The 22,361-nt window shown below is 40.7% G+C and carries 21 protein-coding genes; all 21 read left to right on the plus strand.

Annotated elements, in window-relative coordinates:
- Positions 1-180: 180 nt before the first annotated feature.
- The 21 genes from E7588_06745 (at position 181) to E7588_06845 (ending at position 22,359) form a co-directional block, all read left to right on the plus strand.
- Positions 181-1,440, plus strand: a complete 1,260-nt coding sequence (locus E7588_06745) for an aminotransferase DegT (protein ID MBE6688960.1) — start codon at positions 181-183, stop codon at positions 1,438-1,440.
- Positions 1,441-1,452: 12 nt separating this feature from the next.
- Entirely contained in the window at positions 1,453-1,863 is a 411-nt protein-coding gene (locus E7588_06750; protein MBE6688961.1) for a sugar transferase, read from the plus strand.
- A gap of 211 nt (positions 1,864-2,074) precedes the next feature.
- Positions 2,075-3,361, plus strand: coding sequence for an aminotransferase DegT (locus tag E7588_06755; protein ID MBE6688962.1), 1,287 nt, complete (start codon positions 2,075-2,077; stop codon positions 3,359-3,361).
- An 8-nt stretch (positions 3,362-3,369) separates the two neighbouring features.
- The gene (locus tag E7588_06760) at positions 3,370-4,014 is read left to right on the plus strand and encodes a sugar transferase (GenBank protein MBE6688963.1); all 645 of its coding nucleotides are present in this window, start codon (positions 3,370-3,372) and stop codon (positions 4,012-4,014) included.
- The gene (locus E7588_06765; GenBank protein MBE6688964.1) at positions 4,007-4,669 is read left to right on the plus strand and encodes an acetyltransferase; all 663 of its coding nucleotides are present in this window, start codon (positions 4,007-4,009) and stop codon (positions 4,667-4,669) included. Before E7588_06760 ends, E7588_06765 begins: the two co-directional genes overlap by 8 nt.
- Before the next feature lie 57 nt (positions 4,670-4,726).
- The gene (locus E7588_06770; protein MBE6688965.1) at positions 4,727-5,701 is read left to right on the plus strand and encodes an ATP-grasp domain-containing protein; all 975 of its coding nucleotides are present in this window, start codon (positions 4,727-4,729) and stop codon (positions 5,699-5,701) included.
- Positions 5,701-6,579 (plus strand): hypothetical protein, encoded by an 879-nt coding sequence (locus tag E7588_06775; GenBank protein ID MBE6688966.1) that lies wholly within the window; start codon positions 5,701-5,703, stop codon positions 6,577-6,579. Before E7588_06770 ends, E7588_06775 begins: the two co-directional genes overlap by 1 nt.
- A gap of 3 nt (positions 6,580-6,582) precedes the next feature.
- A complete protein-coding gene (locus tag E7588_06780; GenBank protein MBE6688967.1) occupies positions 6,583-7,212 on the plus strand; it encodes an HAD family hydrolase in 630 nt (209 codons plus the stop codon).
- A gap of 68 nt (positions 7,213-7,280) precedes the next feature.
- Positions 7,281-8,492 (plus strand): glycosyltransferase family 4 protein, encoded by a 1,212-nt coding sequence (locus tag E7588_06785; protein ID MBE6688968.1) that lies wholly within the window; start codon positions 7,281-7,283, stop codon positions 8,490-8,492.
- A 1-nt stretch (position 8,493) separates the two neighbouring features.
- The gene (locus E7588_06790; protein MBE6688969.1) at positions 8,494-9,609 is read left to right on the plus strand and encodes a glycosyltransferase; all 1,116 of its coding nucleotides are present in this window, start codon (positions 8,494-8,496) and stop codon (positions 9,607-9,609) included.
- A 13-nt stretch (positions 9,610-9,622) separates the two neighbouring features.
- Entirely contained in the window at positions 9,623-10,801 is a 1,179-nt protein-coding gene (locus E7588_06795) for a glycosyltransferase family 4 protein (protein ID MBE6688970.1), read from the plus strand.
- Position 10,802: 1 nt separating this feature from the next.
- Positions 10,803-11,441 (plus strand): GlcNAc-PI de-N-acetylase, encoded by a 639-nt coding sequence (locus tag E7588_06800; protein MBE6688971.1) that lies wholly within the window; start codon positions 10,803-10,805, stop codon positions 11,439-11,441.
- Between the two features lie 7 nt (positions 11,442-11,448).
- On the plus strand, positions 11,449-12,702 hold the full coding sequence (locus E7588_06805) for a hypothetical protein (GenBank protein MBE6688972.1): 1,254 nt from the start codon (positions 11,449-11,451) through the stop codon (positions 12,700-12,702).
- Entirely contained in the window at positions 12,699-14,105 is a 1,407-nt protein-coding gene (locus tag E7588_06810; GenBank protein MBE6688973.1) for a hypothetical protein, read from the plus strand. The genes E7588_06805 and E7588_06810 overlap by 4 nt, the downstream gene beginning before the upstream one ends.
- Positions 14,102-15,277 (plus strand): hypothetical protein, encoded by a 1,176-nt coding sequence (locus E7588_06815; protein ID MBE6688974.1) that lies wholly within the window; start codon positions 14,102-14,104, stop codon positions 15,275-15,277. The genes E7588_06810 and E7588_06815 overlap by 4 nt, the downstream gene beginning before the upstream one ends.
- A gap of 65 nt (positions 15,278-15,342) precedes the next feature.
- The gene (locus tag E7588_06820; protein ID MBE6688975.1) at positions 15,343-16,062 is read left to right on the plus strand and encodes a hypothetical protein; all 720 of its coding nucleotides are present in this window, start codon (positions 15,343-15,345) and stop codon (positions 16,060-16,062) included.
- 14 nt (positions 16,063-16,076) lie between these two features.
- Positions 16,077-17,594 carry a carbohydrate kinase gene (locus tag E7588_06825; GenBank protein ID MBE6688976.1) on the plus strand — a complete coding sequence of 506 codons (1,518 nt, stop codon included), beginning with the start codon at positions 16,077-16,079 and terminating at the stop codon, positions 17,592-17,594.
- A gap of 93 nt (positions 17,595-17,687) precedes the next feature.
- Complete coding sequence (locus tag E7588_06830) at positions 17,688-18,737, plus strand: NAD-dependent epimerase/dehydratase family protein (GenBank protein ID MBE6688977.1); 1,050 nt, start codon at positions 17,688-17,690, stop codon at positions 18,735-18,737.
- 2 nt (positions 18,738-18,739) lie between these two features.
- Positions 18,740-19,939 (plus strand): capsular polysaccharide biosynthesis protein CapF, encoded by a 1,200-nt coding sequence (locus E7588_06835; GenBank protein ID MBE6688978.1) that lies wholly within the window; start codon positions 18,740-18,742, stop codon positions 19,937-19,939.
- A complete protein-coding gene (locus E7588_06840) occupies positions 19,939-21,108 on the plus strand; it encodes a UDP-N-acetyl glucosamine 2-epimerase (GenBank protein ID MBE6688979.1) in 1,170 nt (389 codons plus the stop codon). The genes E7588_06835 and E7588_06840 overlap by 1 nt, the downstream gene beginning before the upstream one ends.
- Positions 21,109-21,120: 12 nt before the next feature.
- The gene (locus E7588_06845) at positions 21,121-22,359 is read left to right on the plus strand and encodes a nucleotide sugar dehydrogenase (protein MBE6688980.1); all 1,239 of its coding nucleotides are present in this window, start codon (positions 21,121-21,123) and stop codon (positions 22,357-22,359) included.
- The last annotated feature ends 2 nt before the right edge of the window (positions 22,360-22,361 follow it).

Below are 22,361 nucleotides of genomic sequence, written 5' to 3' on the forward strand. Positions count from 1 at the left end.
ATATGTCCAAATTATTAATTCCGATATAGAATATAATATGAAAGTTTCAGGTATTGTTTAACAAATTGTTCAAATGTATTGACTTTTCATATTATATATGGTAAAATATATGGAGACATATAATTGGGTGTAAAATGCCTTTTTTGTGGCGTAATATACTCATACACCGAGAGGAACGTAATGGAGAAGTTTGAAAAGAAGGTATGGCTCGCCACCCCTACAATGCACGGCGAGGAAATGGAATACATACGACAGGCATACGAAACCAACTGGATGAGCACAGTGGGCGAAAATATTAACGAGGTTGAAAGAATTGCCGCTCAGCAGGCGCAAATGAAGCATGCTGTGGCGCTTTCCTGTTGCACCGCGGCACTTCATCTGGCTGTCAAGCATGCCGGCGAAGCTCTTTACGGTAAGCCCGCCATAAGTCACGGTGCGTTGGAGGAAAAACGGGTTTTCTGCTCGGATATGACCTTTGACGCTACCCTTAATCCCGTGGTTTACGAGGGCGGTATTCCCGTGTTCATCGACACAGAAGCGAAATCATGGAATATGGACCCCGCGGCACTGGAAAAAGCATTTGAAATGTATCCCGAGGTCAGACTTGTGGTTTATGCCGAGCTGTACGGCTTCCCGGGACGCATTGACGAAATAAAGAGAATTTGCGAAAAGCACGGTGCGCTTCTTATCGAGGATGCCGCCGAGGCTATGGGTGCAACGGTGGACGGCAGAATGTGCGGATCCTTCGGCGATTACTCCGCCGTAAGCTACAACGGAAACAAGATTATTACAGGTTCCGCGGGCGGATGCCTTCTGACCAATGATATTGAAATTGCCAACAAGGCACGCAAATGGTCCACTCAGGCGAGAGAAAATGCCCCCTGGTATCAGCACGAGGAGGTGGGCTACAACTACCGCATGAGCAATGTCGTTGCAGGTGTAGTGCGCGGTCAGTATCCGTATCTTGAGGAGCATATAGCTCAGAAAAAGGCAATTTACGAAAGATACCGCGACGGCTTAAAAGGACTTCCCGTCAAGATGAATCCCATCACCGACGGAACACAGCCCAACTACTGGCTGTCGGCTATGATTATTGACGGCGATTATATGTGCAGACAGGTCAGAGACGACTCCAATGCTCTGTACATCAAAGAAGTCGGAAAGACCTGCCCGACAGAGATTTTAGAAACCCTTGCAAACCACAATGCCGAGGGCAGACCAATTTGGAAGCCCATGCACATGCAGCCCATGTACAGAATGCATGAATTTGTGACCCGTGAAGGTAGCGGACGTTGCAGAACCAATGCTTATATTGCAGGCGGTTGCATGGACGTTGGCGCGGATATTTTCCACCGCGGTCTGTGCCTGCCCAGCGATAACAAAATGACCGCTGACGAGCAGAACAAGGTAATTGAAATAATAAAAAGCTGTTTTAACTGATGAGGTTTACATATGTACGCAAAGTTTTTTAAGCGTGTGATGGATTTTGTACTGTCACTGATGGCTCTCATTGTACTGTCCCCCGTTCTTTTGGTGCTGATAATCGTGGGTGCTTTTGCCATGAAAGGTAACCCGTTCTTCACCCAGCTCCGCCCGGGTAAAATCGACAAAAATACAGGTAAAGAAAAGATATTCAAGCTGATAAAATTCCGCACAATGTCCAACGCCAGAGACAAGGACGGAAATCTTCTGCCGGACGATGTCCGCCTGAACAAATACGGCAGAATTCTCCGCAGCACCTCGCTGGACGAGCTGCCCGAGCTGATAAACATCCTCAAGGGCGACATGTCCATCGTCGGGGATGGATGTATAATAGAGACAACCAGGAAAAGCATTGATTTTTCAAGGGTTGTCACGGTCTAAGTCAACTGAAATTATTTATTTTGTATGGGGTTGAAAAATGATAAGACAACCAAGAACAAGTCAATAGTGGCTCTTGATTGCTTATTTTGACCCAATCTGATAAGCGTACAAAATACAATAAGGAGGTTACTTAGCCGGGCAGTGATAATCACGCTCGGCTATTCGTCGTTGATAGAGAAAAAAGCATACATTATGTGGAGATATATAGGATATGGATATTAAGCGTTTTGAAGATAAGATATGGCTCGCTACGCCTAAAATGCATGGCGAAGAACTGAAATATGTAAAAGAAGCACATGAAACCAACTGGATGTCCACGGTTGGAGAAAATATAAATGAAGTCGAGAAAATCGCCGCAGAAAAGGCGCAGATGAAATATGCAGTTGGTTTGTCTTGTTGTACTGCTGCACTTCATTTGGCAGTAAAGCACGCAGGCGAAACACTTTATGGGAAGCCTGCGGTTAGTCACGGAGCATTAGAGGGAAAACGGGTTTTCTGTAGTGATATGACTTTCGATGCCACACTTAATCCTGTGGTTTATGAGGGCGGCATCCCCGTTTTTATTGACACGGAAGCGGAATCATGGAATATGGACCCTGTGGCTCTTGAAAAAGCCTTTGAAATATATCCGGATGTGAAGCTGGTTGTTTCTGCGGAGCTGTATGGCTTTCCCGGACGTATGGATTTAATTAAAGAAATCTGCGAGAAGCACGGAGCGTTGCTTGTTGAGGATGCCGCAGAAGCTATGGGTGCAACCATTCATGGCAAACAATGTGGTTCTTTCGGAGACTATTCTGCGATCAGCTACAACGGCAATAAGATCATTACTGGTTCTTCGGGCGGTTGTCTGTTGACAAACGATATTGAAGTTGCAAACAAAGTTCGGAAGTGGTCAACGCAAGCGAGAGAAAACGCCCCTTGGTATCAGCATGAGGAAGTTGGCTATAACTACCGTATGAGCAATGTGATAGCAGGTGTTGTCCGTGGTCAGTATCCGTATTTGGAAGAACATATTGCAAGGAAAAAGGCGATTTACGAAAGATACAAGCAAGGCTTCAAGGATTTGCCTGTTCAGATGAATCCGATCTTGGACGGCACAGAACCTAACTATTGGTTGTCCGGCATGATCATTGACGAGAACGCCATGTGCAAGCAGGTCAGAAGTGATTGCGAAGCTCTTTATATCTCTGAACCCGGCAAGACTTGTCCGACAGAAATTTTGGAAACCCTCGCAAAGTACAATGCCGAGGGCAGACCGATCTGGAAGCCGATGCACGCTCAACCGCTTTACCGTTTGCACGGCTTTGTTACCCGTGAGGGAGACGGCAGAGCTAAAACAAATGCCTACATAAAGGGCGGGACACTTGGCAAAGATGGCAAGCCGCTTGATATTGGCATGGATATTTTCCATCGTGGCTTGTGTTTGCCGAGTGATATTAACATGACAGCGGAGCAGCAAGATATTGTGATTGAGATTATTAAGTCTTGTTTTGCGTGAGGTGTGGCATGAAACATAAAAAGGGATTCTACGAAAAATTCATAAAGGTTCCGCAAGATGTTATATTAGCATCCGTTGCCCTTATCATTTTAAGTCCGATTCTTCTTATTTTGGCAATCTTGGTTCGGACAAAGCTGGGTAGTCCGGTTATCTTCAAGCAAGAGAGAGCAGGAAAAGACGGAAAGCCGTTCTACATGTACAAGTTCCGTTCTATGTCAGATGCAAGAGACGAAAACGGAGAATTGCTTCCAGATGAGCAGCGATTGGGGAAGTTTGGCAAAATTCTCAGAAGCACATCTTTGGATGAGCTGCCTTCACTTTGGAATGTGGTCAATACAAGCTGTTCACTATGCGGACCGAGAGCATTGTACTTGAAATATATACCTCGGTATTCTGAACATCAAGCAAGACGCCTTGAAGTTCGTCCCGGAATTACCGGTCTTGCGCAGGTTAGCGGACGAAATGCGATCAGTTGGGAAGATAAGTTCAACTATGATGTTCAGTATGTCGATAACATTACATTTCTTGGGGATTGGAAGATCATGTTTCGTACCGTAGGAAAGGTGTTGAAACGTGAGGGCATCTCCTCTGCTACATCAGTTACAATGGAAGAATTTATGGGGTGCGAGCAGGAGATGGTAAGCCATGAGTAAACAGCTTGTAATCATTGGGGCAAGCGGTCATGGGAAAGTGATTGCTGATATTGCAGAAAAAAACGGATATACGGAAATTCAATTTTTGGATGATAACAAAGAGGTTAAGACTTGCGGCAAGTACCCTGTGGTTGGAACAAGCGATGATGTTATGAAATACTTCAGCGATGATTTTATTGTGGGAATAGGAAACGCAGAGATTCGCAAAAGAATACAAGAGAAACTGATTGCGAATGGACTTCATGTTGTTACGCTGATTCATCCTAAAGCGGTAGTTGCACCCGATGTCTCTTTAGGAGCAGGCTCGGTTGTGATGGCTGGTGCTGTTATCAATCCCGGAACTTCGATTGGATACGGCTGTATCATCAATACAAGTGCAACTGTTGACCATGATAATATCATCTCTGATTACGTTCATGTGTCGGTGGGAAGTCATCTTGCTGGAACAGTGAGTGTTGGAACAGGTACTTGGATAGGAGCCGGGGCAATCGTTAGCAATAATATCAGCATTTGCGAAAACTGTATGGTTGGAGCAGGTGCGGTAGTAGTCGATAATTTAACGGAACCCGATACATACATCGGTGTTCCCGCAAGGAGAATGTGTATGAAAAATAAATTGAAAAATTCGGGGGGGGGTACTCCTCCTAACAGATAAAAATATTTTAGGTATGCTATGCCCTGTTGCAACTGATCATTTGGTATGGAGGGCGGCATGACGAAGATATTGTTTACAAGTGTCGGACGGCGTGTGGAACTGATCCAGGCTTTTCGCAAATCTGCCGATGAATTGCAAATTGAATTGGTGATTATCGGGGCGGACATTACGGCTGATGCTCCTGCGTTGTATTTCTGCGATGAAACACAGATCGTTTGCAGAATTAAAGATAGTAACTATATTCCACAACTTCTTGCTATTTGCGAGAGTGAAAAAGTGGATTGCTTAATACCAACCATTGATACAGACCTTTTGTTGCTTGCGGAGAATAAGAAACGATTTGAAGCAGTTGGCACAAAGGTGCTGGTTTCTGCGGTGGATAAGGTACAACTGTGTAGAGATAAGAACTATACGGCGGACTACTTTGTTTCCCTTGGGTTGAAATCTCCTCTGCCTATGAACAACGTAGAAAAATATGAGGAAGCAATGGCGAAGGGTGAGGTATCTTTCCCTGCCTTCATTAAACCGAAGGATGGTAGCTCCAGCATAAATGCCTATAAGGTTGAAAACCTTGATGATTTGAAACTCTATGCGGAAAAGATTGAAGATTATATCATTCAGCCGTTCATTAGCGGAAGAGAATATACCATTGACATTTTCTGCGATTATGAGGGCAATCCCGTGTATATTACGCCAAGAGAAAGGCTTGCGGTTCGTTCCGGAGAGGTTCTAAAAACTAGAATCACGCAGGATGAAACAATGATTGCCGAAATGTCGAAGCTGATAGCAGATTACAAACCTTGCGGTCAGATCACGGTGCAGCTCATCCAGGATGAAAAGACGGGTGATAACTATTACATAGAGATCAATCCTCGTTTTGGTGGTGGTGCGCCATTGAGCATAAAAGCAGGTGCGGATAGTGCTAAAGCGGTACTCAAAATGCTGAATGGTGAGAAACTGACATATCAAGATAAAGCGGCGAGAGACGGTGCTGTTTACAGTAGATTTGACCAAAGTGTGAGGATTAAGTAATGAAGCACGCTTATCTTATTACAGCCAACGCCAATTGGAATATTATTCGAATGTGCCTACAGATGCTCGATCAAAACGGAACGGACTTCTTCTTGCTCATTGATCGTAAAATCAAATCTCCTTTGAAGGAATTGATGAATATAAAACTTTCTAAATCCCAACTGATTGAATTACCACGCATGGAGATAAATTGGGGGGGGTACAGTCAAATACAGGCAGAAATAAATCTATTGCGAACTGCTATTAAGGGGAACTATGATTATTATCACTTTCTGCAAGGCAGTGATTTACCGATCAAAAGCAAAGAAGAGATAAATTGTTTTTTTGAGAAGAATCGTGGAACGGAATTCATTCAATTTACTCCTAGTCAGTACGAATTTGCTAAATGGAAATGCTGTTATTATCATATTCTGGTTGAAAATCGTTTTTACAGAAATTGCAAATTAATGAGAGGCATCAACCATGTTGCAGTGGCGATTCAGCGGAAATTGAATTTGCAAAGAAAACAGCCGAAATTATTTCATGGTTCTGCATTATTTTCGATTACACATGACTGTGCAACATACATTCTGCAGGAAGAAGCTGTGATTAAAGGAACATTTTCAAGAACGTGTGCGGCTGATGAAGTATTTCTTCAAACAATGATTATGCAATCTCCGTTTGCAGATAAAATTTTTCATTTTGAATCTGCTGATGGACATGCTCGTTACATAGATTGGGAACACAGAAATGGTAATTCACCTAAAACTTTAACTGAAGATGATTTTCAGTTGTTAATGGAATTGCCGGAACAATATTGCTTTGCGAGAAAAATAACAGATTCCAATATCGGGCTTGCAGAAAAAATTGCAAACGAGCTAAAGGATAGAGAGGTATAAACAATGATTACAGTAACATCCATAACCGAAGTGAGTAATCATCTGCAAGGCTTGAAAGCCGTAATTTTCGATTTGGATGATACTTTATATAGCGAAAAAGAATATGTCAGAAGCGGCTACCGTGCTATTGCGGCGATCCTTCCACAAGTAGAACGAATGGAAGAAAAACTGTGGCAGGCATTTGAGCAAAAGAAATCTGCCATAGATGAGGTGTTAAGAGCAGAAGGATTATACACTGAAGAATTGAAGCAACAATGTCTCTCTGTGTATCGCTTCCATCAGCCGAATATTCATTTCTACAATGGAACAAAGGAACTTCTTATTCAACTTCGTTCCGACGGTTACAAGCTGGGAATTATCACAGATGGCAGACCCGAAGGACAGAGGGCAAAAATTAAAGCTCTTGGACTTGATGAACTTGTTGATTGCATCATTGTTACGGATGAACTTGGCGGTATTGAATTCAGAAAACCGTGCATTATGGCGTTTGAACAGATGCAGAGAACAATGGATGTACCATTTAAAAAAATGGTTTATGTAGGCGATAACACGAAGAAAGACTTCATGGCTCCGGAAAAACTGGGAATGAGAAGTCTATGGTTTAATAATGATAATGGTATCTATTGCGAATAAGAAAATAGATATATCCCAATATTGAGGTATTATGGTGTACCTCCGTTGAGTGAGAAAGGGTAATGAAAATGAATGTTCTGTTCTTAACTTTATTGAGTTTTGATTCGCTTCAAGAGCGATCAATATACACCGATCTGCTTCGGGAGTTCGTGAAGAACGGACATTATGTTTATGCGATCTCTCCGACAGAAAAAAGACACAACCGAGAAACACATTTGATTAAAGAGGATAATGCAACAATTCTTCGCCTTCAAATCGGCAACACACAGAAGACTAATATCATCGAGAAAGGCGTTTCGACGGTGATGATAGAGCCGACTTTTAAGAAAGCAATAAAAAAGTATTTTTCAAATGTGAGATTTGATTTGGTTTTATACTCTACTCCCCCAATTACACTTGTGTCAGCGATTGAGTACGTGAAAAAAAGGGATGGTGCAAAAACATACTTGTTGCTGAAAGACATTTTTCCTCAAAATGCGGTCGATATGTGTATGCTGAGCAAGACTGGTATAAAAGGATTGTTATACAAACATTTTAGAAAGCAAGAAAAAAAGTTGTATTCAATTTCAGATCGCATTGGCTGTATGAGCCAAGCGAATGTTGATTATGTAATAAACCATAATTCGGAAGTTGATCCTAAAATTGTGGAGATTTGTCCGAATTGTGTTGAGCCGCTTGATATGAGTGCTATGACGGAAATTAGAAATGGGATGCGTCAGAAATATGGATTGCCGCTTGACAAAAAAATATATGTATATGGAGGTAATCTTGGAAAGCCGCAAGGAATTTCTTTCGTCATTGATTGCTTGAGGAGTCAGATGAACAATACTGATGCCTACTTCCTAATCGTGGGTGATGGTACGGAGTTTAACAAGTTGGAAGGCTTTATCAATGATGAGAAGCCTAAAAATATGAAACTCATGAAGAGATTGCCCAAAGAAGATTATGATCGTATGGTAGCTGCGTGTGATATTGGATTGATTTTTCTGGATCACCGATTTACGATTCCAAATTTCCCAAGCAGACTGCTTTCCTATATGCAGGCAAAGCTGCCTGTCTTGTGTGTAACGGATTCAAGTACCGATATAGGAAAGGTTGTTGTTGAAAATAATTTCGGATGGTACTGTAGGAGCGATGATATTGATGCGTTTAATAGAGCAATCATTGATTCTAGTGAATCGAATCTCGATGAAATGGGTTGTCAATCATGGAGTTGTCTAAATAACCTGTATAGTGTTTCAAGGGGTTATAAAATAATCGAAAGTGTTTGGGAGAAATGAAATGAAAATATTGATGATAATGGCTGGCTTCTTTCCAGGGAAAAAATATGGAGGTCCTCCAGTCAGCGTAGATAATTTTTGCACTTTAATGAGTGATTGTGAGTGTTATATTGTAACCACAAACCATGATCTTGGAGAAAATTCAACTTACAAAAATATTCATAGCGGGTGGAACGATAGAGGAAATTGTAAAGTTTGTTATCTGTCAGATTCGGAATACCAAAAAGAATCTTTTGATAGGATTATATCGGAAGTTCAACCGGACTTCATGTATTTGCAGGGGTTGTTTCAGCAGTGTATCATTCCGTGCTTGGCATTAGCAAAAAAACACCGAATCAGAGTTTTACTTGCTCCACGGGGGGAGTTGTGCGCTGGTGCATTTAGAAAGAAATATAAAAAAGTTCCGTATATTTTTTGTCTGAGAATATTGGGTTTAGTGGATAACATTGTGTTTCAGTCAACGAGTGATGAAGAGACAGAATCTATTCAAAAGTGGTTAAATGTGCCGAGCGATAGGATATTCCAAATATCTAATGTACCTTCAATACCCAAGTGTTCTTATCCGGCAACGAACAAAGAAACAGGTCGTGCAAGATTTGTTTTTCTATCAAGGATTGTAGAAAAAAAGAATCTACTTGTTGCCTTATCAGCACTTAAGAATGTAAGTGGTGACGTTGTATTTGATATTTATGGTCCGATAGAGGATGAAAAATACTGGGCGAGTTGTCAGCGGATAATAGCAGAAATGCCAATAAACATTAAAGTAAAATACTGCGGATTAGTAGAACACGATAATGTACACGAGGTATTTAGCCAATATGATGCCTTTGTGTTCCCAACACACAGTGAAAACTTTGGTCATGTAATAGCCGAAGCACTTTCGGTGGGGACATATGCGATCATCAGTGACCAGACTCCATTTACGGATGTTGAAAATTATGCTTGCGGAAAAGCTATATCGTTGGAACGGCTTGGTGACTTTTCTGTTGCAATGCAAGCTGTGATAGATTGGGATCAGAGACAAGGTTGTTCACAAAGAGAAAATGCAAAGCAATATATGCAGAACAAATTGAATTTGCAGCAGTTAAAGGGGCAGTACAGCAATATTTTTAACTGAGTAGGAGTAAGCAATGGAAAGTATAAAATATATTGTTTCATATGATGTGCAAAGCAATCATGAAGAAAATAGAGTGAATGTTTTAGCATCATCAAACAAAATAGACTATATAGTTACCGTGTTAAATGATCTTGGGTATAAAGTTGATTTGATATCAACAAGCCAAACATTAAACAAAAAATGTTACCTAGGCAAAGAGATACAAATAGGTGAAAATATATTGCATTTATTTCCTACAACATGGAGAGGTGGGTTGTTGTTCAAGTGCCTTAATGCGGTAATAATGCGATTGAACATATGGTGGTATCTGAGGAATAATGTTTCTTATGGTGAAAAAGTCATCATTTATCACTCTGCAGGAAACATGTGGATTATGAAATACCTAAAGAAACGCAAAAAGGCATATGTGATCGAAGAAGTTGAAGAAATTTACGGTGAAATATTTCAAAACAAAAAACTGGCAGAAAAGGAAAAAAGAAGCCTACAGATTGCTGATGCGTATATTTATCCAACAATGTTGTTGGATCGGATTGTAAATAGTGGCAAAAAACCGAGTTTAGTTGTTCATGGAGCTTATGTCAATACAGAATATAATCGACAAGCACAAGAGGGACGAGTAACTGAAAATGATGAAGCTATTTTTGAGAATGGTAAATATCATATTGGTTATACCGGTATACTCGACCCCCAGAAAGGTTGTCTGTCGATTATAAAGGCAGCTGAGTATTTGAGCAAAGACTATCACGTGCATATTTTGGGGTTCGGCTCTGAAAATGATGTTAACCTTTTGAACGATTGTATCATAGAAACAAGTAAAAAGACAAAGTGTACTATTACTTTCGATGGAATACGGAGAGGAGCTGCGTATGAACATTATTTGAGCAAGCTAGACATCGGGATATGTCCCGTTGATTCACAAAAAGATTTCATATTAACGCAATTTCCGTCAAAAGTGATTTCTTATATGGTGAATGGACTTCCGGTGCTTTGTTCGGATATTGAGACTGTCAAGACATCAGATGTGGCTGAGGCTGTTAGATTTTATTCTGGAGATAATCCGCAAGATATTGCTAAAGCCATTGTTGATGCAAGAACCCAAATGGAGCATGTAGATGCTTACAAGATTATAGAAGACTGCCATGATAAATTTGTAAAAGAAATCGGAGTGTTACTCCAAGGAGGAAATCAATAATATGAAAATGGAAAATATTTTGATAATAGGTGCTCACTACGATGATGCAGAGTTAGGAGCTGGTGCTACTGCAGCTAAATTTGCAGCAGAGGGAAAAAATGTTTACAAACTGACTTTGACGGATAACAAAACCGATTTTGTTCAGATGGGTATTCATGTAGATACAGAATCAAGTAAGATCAGTAGTGCGAATGCCTGTGAAATTTTGGGTATTAACGAAATTACTGAGTTTCAGACTGAACCTTGTAATGAACTGGCATATTCCAAAGAAGTTATGCAACGAATTGAAGAAGTAATTTATAAATACAAGATAGACACGGTATTTATGCATTTCCGATATGATATGAATCAGGATCATATTGCAGCAGCACAATTGTGTTTAACCGCATCAAGACATTGCAGGAATGTTTTGGCTTATCAGAGCAATAATTATATCTGTGAACAGGTGTATAATCCTGTGTATTTCGTTGACATAAGCGACTACTATAGGTTAAAAATCAAAGCATTAGAAGCATATGGTAAGGAACACAACCGTTTTGACAGATTGTTCCAAACAAAGCTAGAAATGAACCATGTTTGGGGAGCACAAAACAAGGTTGAATATGCAGAGGGATTTCACATTATTAAAATGATGGAGTAAAAACGTGATGAATGGATTAGTTTACGAAGAAAACAAAAATATAGATAGCTTCGATAAGTTTTGTTTTTGGGCAATTCTAATTGACATTTTCTTTTTACCCTATCTTTCGATAATATCGACGAGTTATTCGATTCCTCTAATCGTTTTTTGGTTTTTTCTGCGTGGGAGACGAACTCATGATATTAAAGAATATAAGTATTTTCCGTTAGTAGTTATTTTGATGCTGATGGCAGTTGTAATGTGTTTGGTATATACGGGAGAAACATTATACGAAACAACATTTATGACCTCGATAAAAAGATTTGTCCAATATTTGACCTCATTTTGGTATTTTTTCTTTTTTGCATATTACATCAGGCGATATAAACCGGACTTAAGCAAAATTGTATTTTGGGCAATTATCTATATTGCGGCATTAGCACTCCTATACTTTCTGTTCAAAGATAATTATGCAACGATTAAGGCAGCTTTGCACCCTGCTGATAATCATACAAGAAGATGGCTTTCAGGAGCACTATACGAATATAGATACAATTTTTTGTGGTCAGATCCCAATAATATTGCCTATGCCACGATTGCTATGACAATATTTTATTTTGCAGAGGATAAACAAGGAAAAACTCAGAATAAGGCAATTCTTCTGATTTTACTGGCATTTGTTTTGTTTTGCACCATGAGTATTGGTGGAATAGCAGTCGGAGTGTTGTCGATTTCCCTTTTTGTTATAGCTTCTGCATTAGAAAATCATACTCTTACGATTAAAGCAAAAACATTGCTAAGTTTACCTATAGTTTTGCTTATAGGTGTTATTGTAGCCTTTGTTTTTTGGGATAAAATAGTAAGCTTCTTCTCTTCTGATGTTATAGAAAGTTTGCTTCGACGCATTTCCTTTTATGACGATGCATCTGATATAACAGGGGGAAGATTTAACGATTTGGAAAGAGCGATTAACTTGTTGAATCCTTTGTTCATTTTTATTGGCTCTGGAAAAGAAGGTTTTTCTGCAGAGAACGGACATATTTATCTAATTGCGATGTATGGCTTACCAGTCTATATATATTTTATGTATGTTATTTTTGGCAGAAAACAAATGAGAATGAAAAGGTTTATTATTTTTCTGCCTTTGTTCGTTGGATTTACAATGAACATTGCTATAATTGAGCAAAAGTATTTATTGATAGCCTTGTTGTTTGCGGCATATTTTTCAGCTCAGCGTTCTTGCAATGAACATGACAGAATTACATCAAATCGGAGAGCATGAGAATGGCACTGAGTGAAAAGAAAAACTTCTATGTAAATACAGTTATTTATTTTATAGGAACTGCATTATCAAAGGTTTTGATGCTTGTTGTTCTTCCTATTATTACAAGATTTGTTACAACAGAACAGTATGGTACATATGACCTGATTATAACGGTATCATCGTTATTTGTTCCGTTGTTTACGTTTCAAATGATTGAGACGGCGTACCGGTTTATATATGATGCAAAAGGAACGGAATTGAAAACGATAATTACTAATGTAGCTGCATCTGTAGTTACAACATCAGTGTTTTTCCTTCTCGTTACGTTTGCCGTAGGACAAATTTGGTTCTCGTTAGACAACATAACCTATATCGCATTATATTATGTTGGAACCGTTATATTAAACTTTTATCAAAGAATTGCTCGAAGTTTGAGCATGAACAAGGAATACGCTATTTCAGGCTTTATAAGTACGGTTACACTCTTAGCTTTCCAATTACTTATTGTTACGTGTACGATGATGCGAGTAGATGGGTTAATATATTCATATTTCGCTTCATGTGTAATAAGTTCAATTTATTTGGAATTAAAGGTCAAGGCAACAAGATATATCGAGCCTACATCAATTAAGCTATCCAAAATCAAGGAATATCTAAGATTTTCTATGCCATTAGTGCCGAATAGCTTGCTGTGGTGGGGAACATCTGCCGTCAATAGATTGATAACCATTGCTTTTTTAGGTGCTTCAGCAAATGGAATATTTTCTATGAGCAACAAGTTTTCATCTATTGTCACTATGGTATCATCTGTAATTGTTATGTCATGGCAGGAAACATGTATAAGGGAAGAAAAGAATCCTGAACGAGAAAAGCTTTTTGGAGATATATACAAATTCTTCATAGAAATAATTTTGGTTGGAACGGCTGGTGCAATTCTGGTTCAGAAGTATTATTTTATAAGATTTGTCGATCCTTCCTACGTTGAAGTAGTCAATTATGTACCCATTGTCATGCTGAGCACGGTGTTCTCCTCTTTTAGTTCTTTCTGGGGAGCGGGGTACTTGGCTTTCAAGAAGACTAAGGATTCTTTCAAGACTACGCTTTTAGGAGCAATTATAAATATTGCCCTTTGTTTTATAGGAGCCAAAGTTTTCGGATTATATGGAGTTGCCATGAGTTCAGTTATAGGTTACTTGATTATGTGGGTTGTTAGAGTGGTGACAATGAAGAAGTATTTTACAATGTCTGTAAAGCATAGCACATGGATAATAACTGCTTGTGTTTTATTGCTTTCCTGTTGTATATACTACTTCTGCAACGAAATTGTTTGTTTAGTATTATCCATTATTATGCTTGGAACATTTGGCTTTTATGTTTTGAAAAAAACTAAGAAGGACATGAAAGAAGGTTTTGGTAAATGAAAGCACTACATTATTTTAATAAAGTAATACGTGCTGTTGGATATACAACGGCTACCTCTTTTTGCAAAAAGAATAAACAGTTATGGGTTTTTGGAGCTTGGAAAGGAACAGCATATAACGATAATGCCAAATATTTGTTTGAACACGTTACAAAAAACGAGCCAGATATTGAAGCAATTTGGATCACAAAAAACGAAGAGGTTTACAATTATCTTAAAAGTATTGGTCAAAAAGTGGAATTATGGCCTAGTAAAAAAGCCAAATACTTTGTTAGACATGCTGGTGTAATCTTTCAGACCGAGGGAAATCGTGACACAGGAGAATATAGAGTAGGCAGAACAAACATTATACAACTGTGGCATGGCATTGCTATTAAGCGGTTAGATTGGTACAAGAACTATTCTTGGCTAAAAAAGAATCTGGTTAGATTGTATGCAGATGACCACACAAAAAGTATTTGGTGTTCACCTTCAGACTTTTACTCTAGAATCAACCATGAAATGATGAATATTCCGTTGGAACAGTTTTTAATGACAGGCTGTCCTAGAAATGATTCATTTGTTACTAAACCAGTGAATACTGATTTTGCTAAAGAAATTTATAATGGAAAAAATGTACCTGTTATTTACTTGCCAACACACCGAAATTTCGGCAAGGACTTCGATGCAAATTTTACCTTAAAGGGATTGGCAGAACTTGAAAAATCCTTCAGCAATTATAATATTATGCTCTACTATAAGCCCCATCCAAATGAAGCTAAAATGGTCGCAGCCGCAATGAGAGAACAAGGTATTTCGTTTCAAAATATAAAAATGCTCGTTGGAAGTCAGTATGATGATTTGTATAGTTACTTACATTTGTTCAAGTGTCTTATTACTGATTATTCCAGTGTGGCATATGACTATCTGTGCACAGGGAATCCAATAGTGTATTTTAATTATGATTTACAGCAGTATATCGATTCGGATGCTGGGATAGTGGATGTGTATTTTAACCATCAGTCTGGTCCGTTTTGTAAAACATGGGATGAAGTCGCAAAGAAAACCACAGAATTGTTATTTACCGAGGATATATGGAAAGATCAACGCGAGATTTGTAGAAAAATTGTGAATCCCTATAATGACGGGCGAAATTGTGAAAGAGTTGTTGAAACTATAAAAAATATGCTCTAACGGTTAGTTGCCAATGATATTTTTATTTGATTATGCTAAAGTGAAGCGAAAGGAATATTCAAACTATGAACATAGCAATTTTACTCGCAGGAGGCGTTGGAAGACGATTAGGTGCTGACAAACCTAAGCAGTTTGTCGAACTCCTTGGTAAGCCAATGATCCTGTACGCAATGGAGATTTACGAAAAGTCTCCGTCAATTGATGCTCTCGAAGTTGTTTGTGTACGCGAGTACATGGATTACATTTGGCAGCTGGCAAAAGAAAACAACATCACCAAATTGAAATGGGTTTGTGAGGGTGGTGCTTCCTGTCAGGAATCCACACGAAATGGTATCTTCAATCTGGAGGGGGTTTGCAAACCGGATGATATGTTGTCTGTTAACATGAGTTCCAGTCTTTTTGTGAGTGAAGAGATTCTGGTCGATTCTTTCAGAGTAGCGAAGGAATATGGCAGCGCATTTGCTTGTCTGCAGTGTGTGTACAATAACGCAGAGACCGAAGACGGTATTTCTTCCACGAAGATTAACTTCAAAGAGAAGAACCGGACGATCAATATGCCTTGGACTGCTTCCTTTGGTAAGCTCGATGCGATGTATCACAAGGCATATGAAGAAGGCATTGAGACCGGCGAAACCGCCTATATGCCCACGCTGTTCTTGGCTCTTGGTGAGCCGATTTACTTCTCTATGGATGATGGATTAAACAAGATCCACATTCAGAGACCCGCTGATATTGAAATCGCAGAAGCAATTCTTGAATACAGACAGAACCATAAGAAAGATTGAGGAGGATACATAAAATGTTTTATTTGATGGGTGTTGATGAGGGTACTACTGGCTGTAAGGCTATTTTGTTTGACCAGGAGGGGCATCAGATCGCCGCTACCGGTAGAGAGTATCCTTCTTATTATCCGCATCCCGGCTGGGTTGAGCAGGATATTGATGAAATTAAGGGCTCAGTTTATGCGTGTATCCGTGAGACTATTGTGAAGTCCAAGGTTGATCCAGCTGACATCGTTGGTATCAGCCATTCCAACCAAGGCATCACCATGGTGTTGCTGGACGAAAATGAGAAGCCTGTTTTCGATCACACGATTGGCTGGCAGGATCTTCGTTATATCGAAATGCTTCCCGAACTGAAGGCAGAAGTTGATCTTGATGAATACTGGAAGATTTCTGGTATGCAGTATGGTACTTATAACATTCCTGTACTTCGCTGGCTCCAGAAGAATGAGCCTGAGAAGTGGGCGAAGGTAAAGCGTATCTGCTCTCATCAGGACTACTTCCTCCGTCAGTATGGTGCGGATGGATACTATATTGATGAGGGTTGCGTGAACTTCCTTTCTATGGCTCGTATGAGTGATAACGAGTGGGATGAGCGTCTCATGAAGCTCTTCAATGTAACCGTTGATATGCTGCCGACTGTATGTCACACTCCCGGAACTGTGGTGGGTCAGGTTACTGAAGAAGTTTCTAAGGCGACTGGTCTTCCCACAACTTGTAAGGTTTGCTTGGGCAACCTTGACACCAACTGCTGTGCTATTGGTGGTGGTGCTGCGGAAGTTGGAACGCAGTTGCTCATTATGGGTACTGCCGGTGTGTCGATCTTTGTCACTGATAAGGACAAGCTGGATCCTAAGGGACGTATTACCGTTCGGACTAATCCCGGCTTTGGCAACTACCAGAACTACATTATGACTAACACGGGTGCATCTGCTTTCCGTTGGTTCCGGGATGCTCTGGCTTCCATGGAAGTCACAACTGCAAAGCTTATGGGCGTTGATCCTTATGATATCATTACCCAAACTGCATCCCACTCCAAGCCCGGTGCAAATGGCGTAACTTCTCTGACTTGTATTCAGGGTTCTCATACTAGAGTGAAGAACGAAAAAGCTCGCGGTGGTTTCTTTGGTATCACGCTCGGAACTACCAAGGCTGATATGGCAGAAGCGATTCTTGAAGGTATCTGCTTTGAAATGAAGGACATCATGGCGATGAACCAGGAACTGTCCGGAGAAGTCAAGCATGTTCGTCTGTGCGGTGGAGTATCGAAGAGTCCGATGTGGTGCCAGATGTTCGCTGATATTCTGAATCGTCCCGTCGAACTTACTGAAGTGGCAGAACTTGGTGCTTTGGGCGCTGCTATGTGTGCAGGTATTGGCGCTGGATTATTCAAGGATTGCATCGATGCGGTTGAGAAGTGCGTGAAGGTTACTAAGGTATATAAGCCTGATGCCAAGAAAGTTCAAGATTATGAGATTGCTTTCAAGACGTGGGAGCGTTGCTATAATGTGAGCAACGAACAAATTTATATTTGAGTGACCAAACCATGGAACAGTGCAGATGATATAATGCAAGATTAACACAATATAACATAAGAATAAAAGAATACATGATTGCGAGGTAAAAGTATGTCACTTTTTACAAATAAAACACTCTTGATCACCGGTGGTACCGGTTCTTTCGGCAATGCGGTTCTCAACCGTTTCCTTACCACCGACATTGGAGAAATCCGTATTTTCTCCCGTGACGAAAAGAAACAAGACGATATGCGCCATGAATATCAGGCAAAATACCCCGAATATGCGGAGAAAATCAAATTTTATATCGGAGATGTCCGTAACATCGATTCCATCCGTCCTGCAATGGTAGGAGTTGACTACATATTCCATGCGGCAGCGCTCAAGCAGGTTCCGTCCTGCGAGTTCTTCCCCATGGAAGCAGTCCGCACCAATGTCATCGGAACAGAGAATGTTCTGACCGCCGCTATCGATGCAGGTGTTAAGAATGTTGTTTGTCTTTCTACGGATAAGGCAGCATACCCTGTAAACGCTATGGGTACATCTAAAGCTATGATGGAAAAGGTCATTGTTGCCAAGTCCCGTACTGTTGACCCTGCAAAGACAAAGATTTGCTGTACTCGTTATGGTAATGTTATGTGTAGCCGTGGCTCGGTTATTCCGCTTTGGATTGATCAGATCCGTGCCGGTAAGCCGATCACCATTACCGATCCGTCTATGACAAGATTTATTATGTCTCTGGATGAAGCGGTTGATCTTGTGTTGTTTGCATTTGAACATGGCACAAGCGGAGATATTCTTGTTCAGAAAGCTCCTGCTTGCACCATCGAAACCCAGGCAAAGGCTGTTATTGATTTGTTCGATCCAGAACAGAAAACGGAAATCAAAATCATCGGTATCCGTCACGGTGAGAAAATGTACGAAACTCTGCTCACAAACGAAGAATGTGCAAACGCCATTGATATGGGCAATTTCTATCGTGTGCCTTGTGACAAGCGTGGTTTGAACTACGATAAGTATTTCAAGGATGGCGATACCGAGCGTAACACATTAACTGAGTTTAACTCTAACAATACGCAACTTTTGACGGTAGAAGAAACAAAAGCAAAAATTGCTTCTCTTTCCTATATCCAAGACGAGCTTGCCAAAGGGACAAAGTAATGATGAATATACTCGTGACCGGAGCAAAAGGCTTCGTTGGAAAAAATCTTTGTGAGAATCTGAAAAATATCCGAGACGGAAAGGATAGAACACATCCTAAGCTTTCTATCAAAGAGATATTTGAGTATGACCTTGACACCGATCCTGCGCTTCTTGACGAATACTGTGCAAAGGCAGATTTTGTCTTCAACCTTGCAGGTGTGAACCGCCCACAGAACACTAATGAGTTTATGCAGGGCAATTTCGGCTTTGCATCCACACTTCTTGATACTCTCAAAAAGCACGGAAACAAATGCCCTGTGATGATCTCATCCTCTATTCAAGCAACCTGTATCGGTCGCTATGACAGCGATTACGGCAGAAGCAAAAAAGCGGGAGAAGATTTGGTTTTCGCCTACGGTGAGAAAACCGGTGCAAAGGTTCTTGTTTACCGTTTCCCGAATCTGTTCGGCAAGTGGTGCAGACCAAATTACAATAGTGCCGTAGCTACCTTCTGCAATAACATAGCAAACGATTTGCCCATTACAGTCAACGATCCATCCGTTCAACTTGAACTGCTTTACATCGACGATCTGGTGGATGAAATGATTGCTGCACTTAAAGGCAAAGAGCATCACTGCACCTTTGATGGCATTGATACCGTTCTGTGTGATGACGGGAAATACTGTGCTGCTCCTATTACCCACAAGGTAACACTTGGCGAGATCGTGGAGCTACTTGAAAGCTTCAAAGCACAGACAAGCACTCTTGTGATACCGGAAATTCCATATAATAGTTTTGCAAAGAAGCTCTATAGCACCTACCTTTCCTATTTACCCAAAAACAAAGTGTCTTTCCCCTTGAAGATGAACGTGGATGCAAGAGGCAGCTTTACCGAGCTTCTGAAAACCGAGAAGTGCGGACAGTTCAGCGTAAACATCTCAAAGCCGGGCATCACCAAAGGACAGCATTGGCATAACACCAAGTGGGAGTTTTTTATTGTAGTAAGCGGCAAGGGACTGATTCAGATGCGTAAGATCGGCTCTGATGAGGTGCTGAACTTTGAGGTTTCGGGGGAGAAGATCGAAGCGGTTCATATGCTCCCCGGCTATACGCACAATATCATCAATCTGTCCGAAATAGACAATCTCGTGACGGTGATGTGGGCAAACGAGCAGTTTGATCCCAATAAACCCGATACGTTCTTTGAGGAGGTAGAGTAATGTTTGAAAATGTAAAATGGCAGGAAAACGGAAAATTAAAATTATTGATTATTGTCGGCACACGCCCCGAAATTATTCGTCTTGCGGCAGTCATTAACAAATGCCGTACCTATTTTGATACCATCCTCGCTCATACGGGTCAGAATTATGACTATAACCTTAACGGTGTATTTTTCAAGGACCTGAAACTTGCCGATCCCGAAGTATATTTGGATGCCGTTGGTTCCGACCTTGGAGAGACTTGCGGTAATATTATCGCAAAATCCTATAAGCTGATGGCAGAAATTAAACCCGATGCTGTGCTTGTCCTTGGGGATACCAACTCCTGCTTGTCTGTTATCGGTGCAAAGCGTTTGCATATTCCGATTTTCCATATGGAAGCAGGCAACAGATGTAAGGATGAGTGTCTGCCGGAAGAAACCAACAGAAGAATTGTTGACATCATTTCCGACGTCAATATGGCGTACTCGGAACACGCGAGAAGATACCTTGCTGATTGCGGTTTGCCAAAGGAACGCACTTATGTAACAGGCTCTCCGATGGCAGAGGTTCTGCATAACAATCTTGCCGAGATTGAAGCCAGCAATATTCACGCTCGTCTCGGACTTGAAAAGGGCAAGTATATTCTTCTCTCTGCACACCGAGAGGAAAACATCGACACCGAAAAGAATTTCAACAGTTTGTTCGGTGCTATTAACAAAATGGCAGAAAAGTATAATATGCCCATTCTGTATTCCTGCCATCCGAGAAGCAGAAACAGACTTGCATCAAGCGGATTTAAGCTTGATCCCCGTGTTATTCAGCACGAACCTCTTGGCTTCCACGATTACAACTGCTTGCAGATGAACGCTTTTGCAGTAGTTTCGGACAGCGGAACGCTCCCCGAAGAAAGCAGTTTCTTCACAAGCATCGGTCATCCGTTCCCGGCAATCTGCATCCGCACCTCTACCGAGCGCCCCGAAGCGCTGGATAAGGCGTGCTTTATACTTTCTGGAATTGATGAAAAAGGACTACTCCAATCGGTTGATACTGCTGTTGAAATGAACAAGAACGGTGATTACGGTATTCCTGTGCCGGATTATATTGAGAAAAATGTTTCTACCAAGGTGGTTAAGATTATTCAGTCTTACACTGGTGTGGTGGATAAGATGGTTTGGAGAAAATTCTAAGGTGGTGATAGAGTGAAAATTGCAGTAGCAGGAACCGGCTATGTCGGTTTATCAATAGCCACATTGTTGGCACAACATCATAAAGTCATGGCGGTTGACATTATCCCCGAAAAGGTGGAAATGATCAACAACCGCAAATCTCCGATCCAGGATGACTATATCGAAAAATATCTCGCAGAAAAGAAACTGGATTTGACAGCAACTTTAGAAGCAAAAGCTGCATATGCGAATGCAGATTTTGTTGTGATTGCAGCTCCGACAAACTATGACAGCGTTAAGAATTTCTTTGATACCTCTGCCGTTGAAACGGTTATTGAAACCGTATTGTCCGTCAATCCTAATGCAATTATGGTCATAAAGTCCACCATTCCGGTTGGCTATACAGCATTCGTCAGAGAGAAATTTCATACAGACAACATTATGTTCAGTCCGGAATTTTTGAGAGAATCCAAGGCTTTATATGATAACCTTTATCCAAGCCGCATTATCGTGGGAACGGACATGGAAAACCCCCGTCTTGTGGAAGCGGCGCATACCTTTGCAGCTCTCCTGCAGGAAGGAGCAATCAAAGAGGATATTGATACTCTGTTCATGGGACATACAGAAGCAGAGGCAGTCAAGCTTTTTGCTAACACATACCTTGCCCTTCGTGTTTCCTATTTCAATGAGTTGGACACCTATGCTGAGTTGAAAGGCTTGAATACACAGCAGATTATTGAGGGTGTATGTCTTGATCCTCGTATCGGTAGCCATTATAACAATCCTTCCTTTGGGTACGGCGGTTATTGTTTGCCAAAAGATACAAAACAGCTTCTTGCCAATTATGCAGATGTTCCTCAAAATATGATGAGTGCTATCGTGGAAAGCAACAAAACCAGAAAAGATTTTATTGCAGACCAGGTGCTTAAAATGGCTGGATACTATGATTATTATAATCGTGGTGACTATAATGCCGATAGTGAAAAGTCTTGCGTAATTGGTGTGTACCGTTTGACGATGAAATCTAACTCAGATAACTTTCGCCAGAGCAGTATCCAGGGTGTGATGAAGCGTATCAAGGCAAAAGGCGCCACAGTAGTGGTCTATGAGCCTACGTTGGAGAATGGTAGTACATTCTTTGGAAGCAAAGTAATAAATGATTTAGACGAGTTCAAAGAGATTTCACAAGCTATCATAGCAAATCGTTATGATAGCTGCTTGGATGATGTAATAGAAAAAGTTTATACAAGAGATTTGTTTAGACGAGATTAAGG

Source organism: Oscillospiraceae bacterium, assembly GCA_015065085.1.
Taxonomy (GTDB): Bacteria; Bacillota; Clostridia; order Oscillospirales; family SIG627; genus SIG627.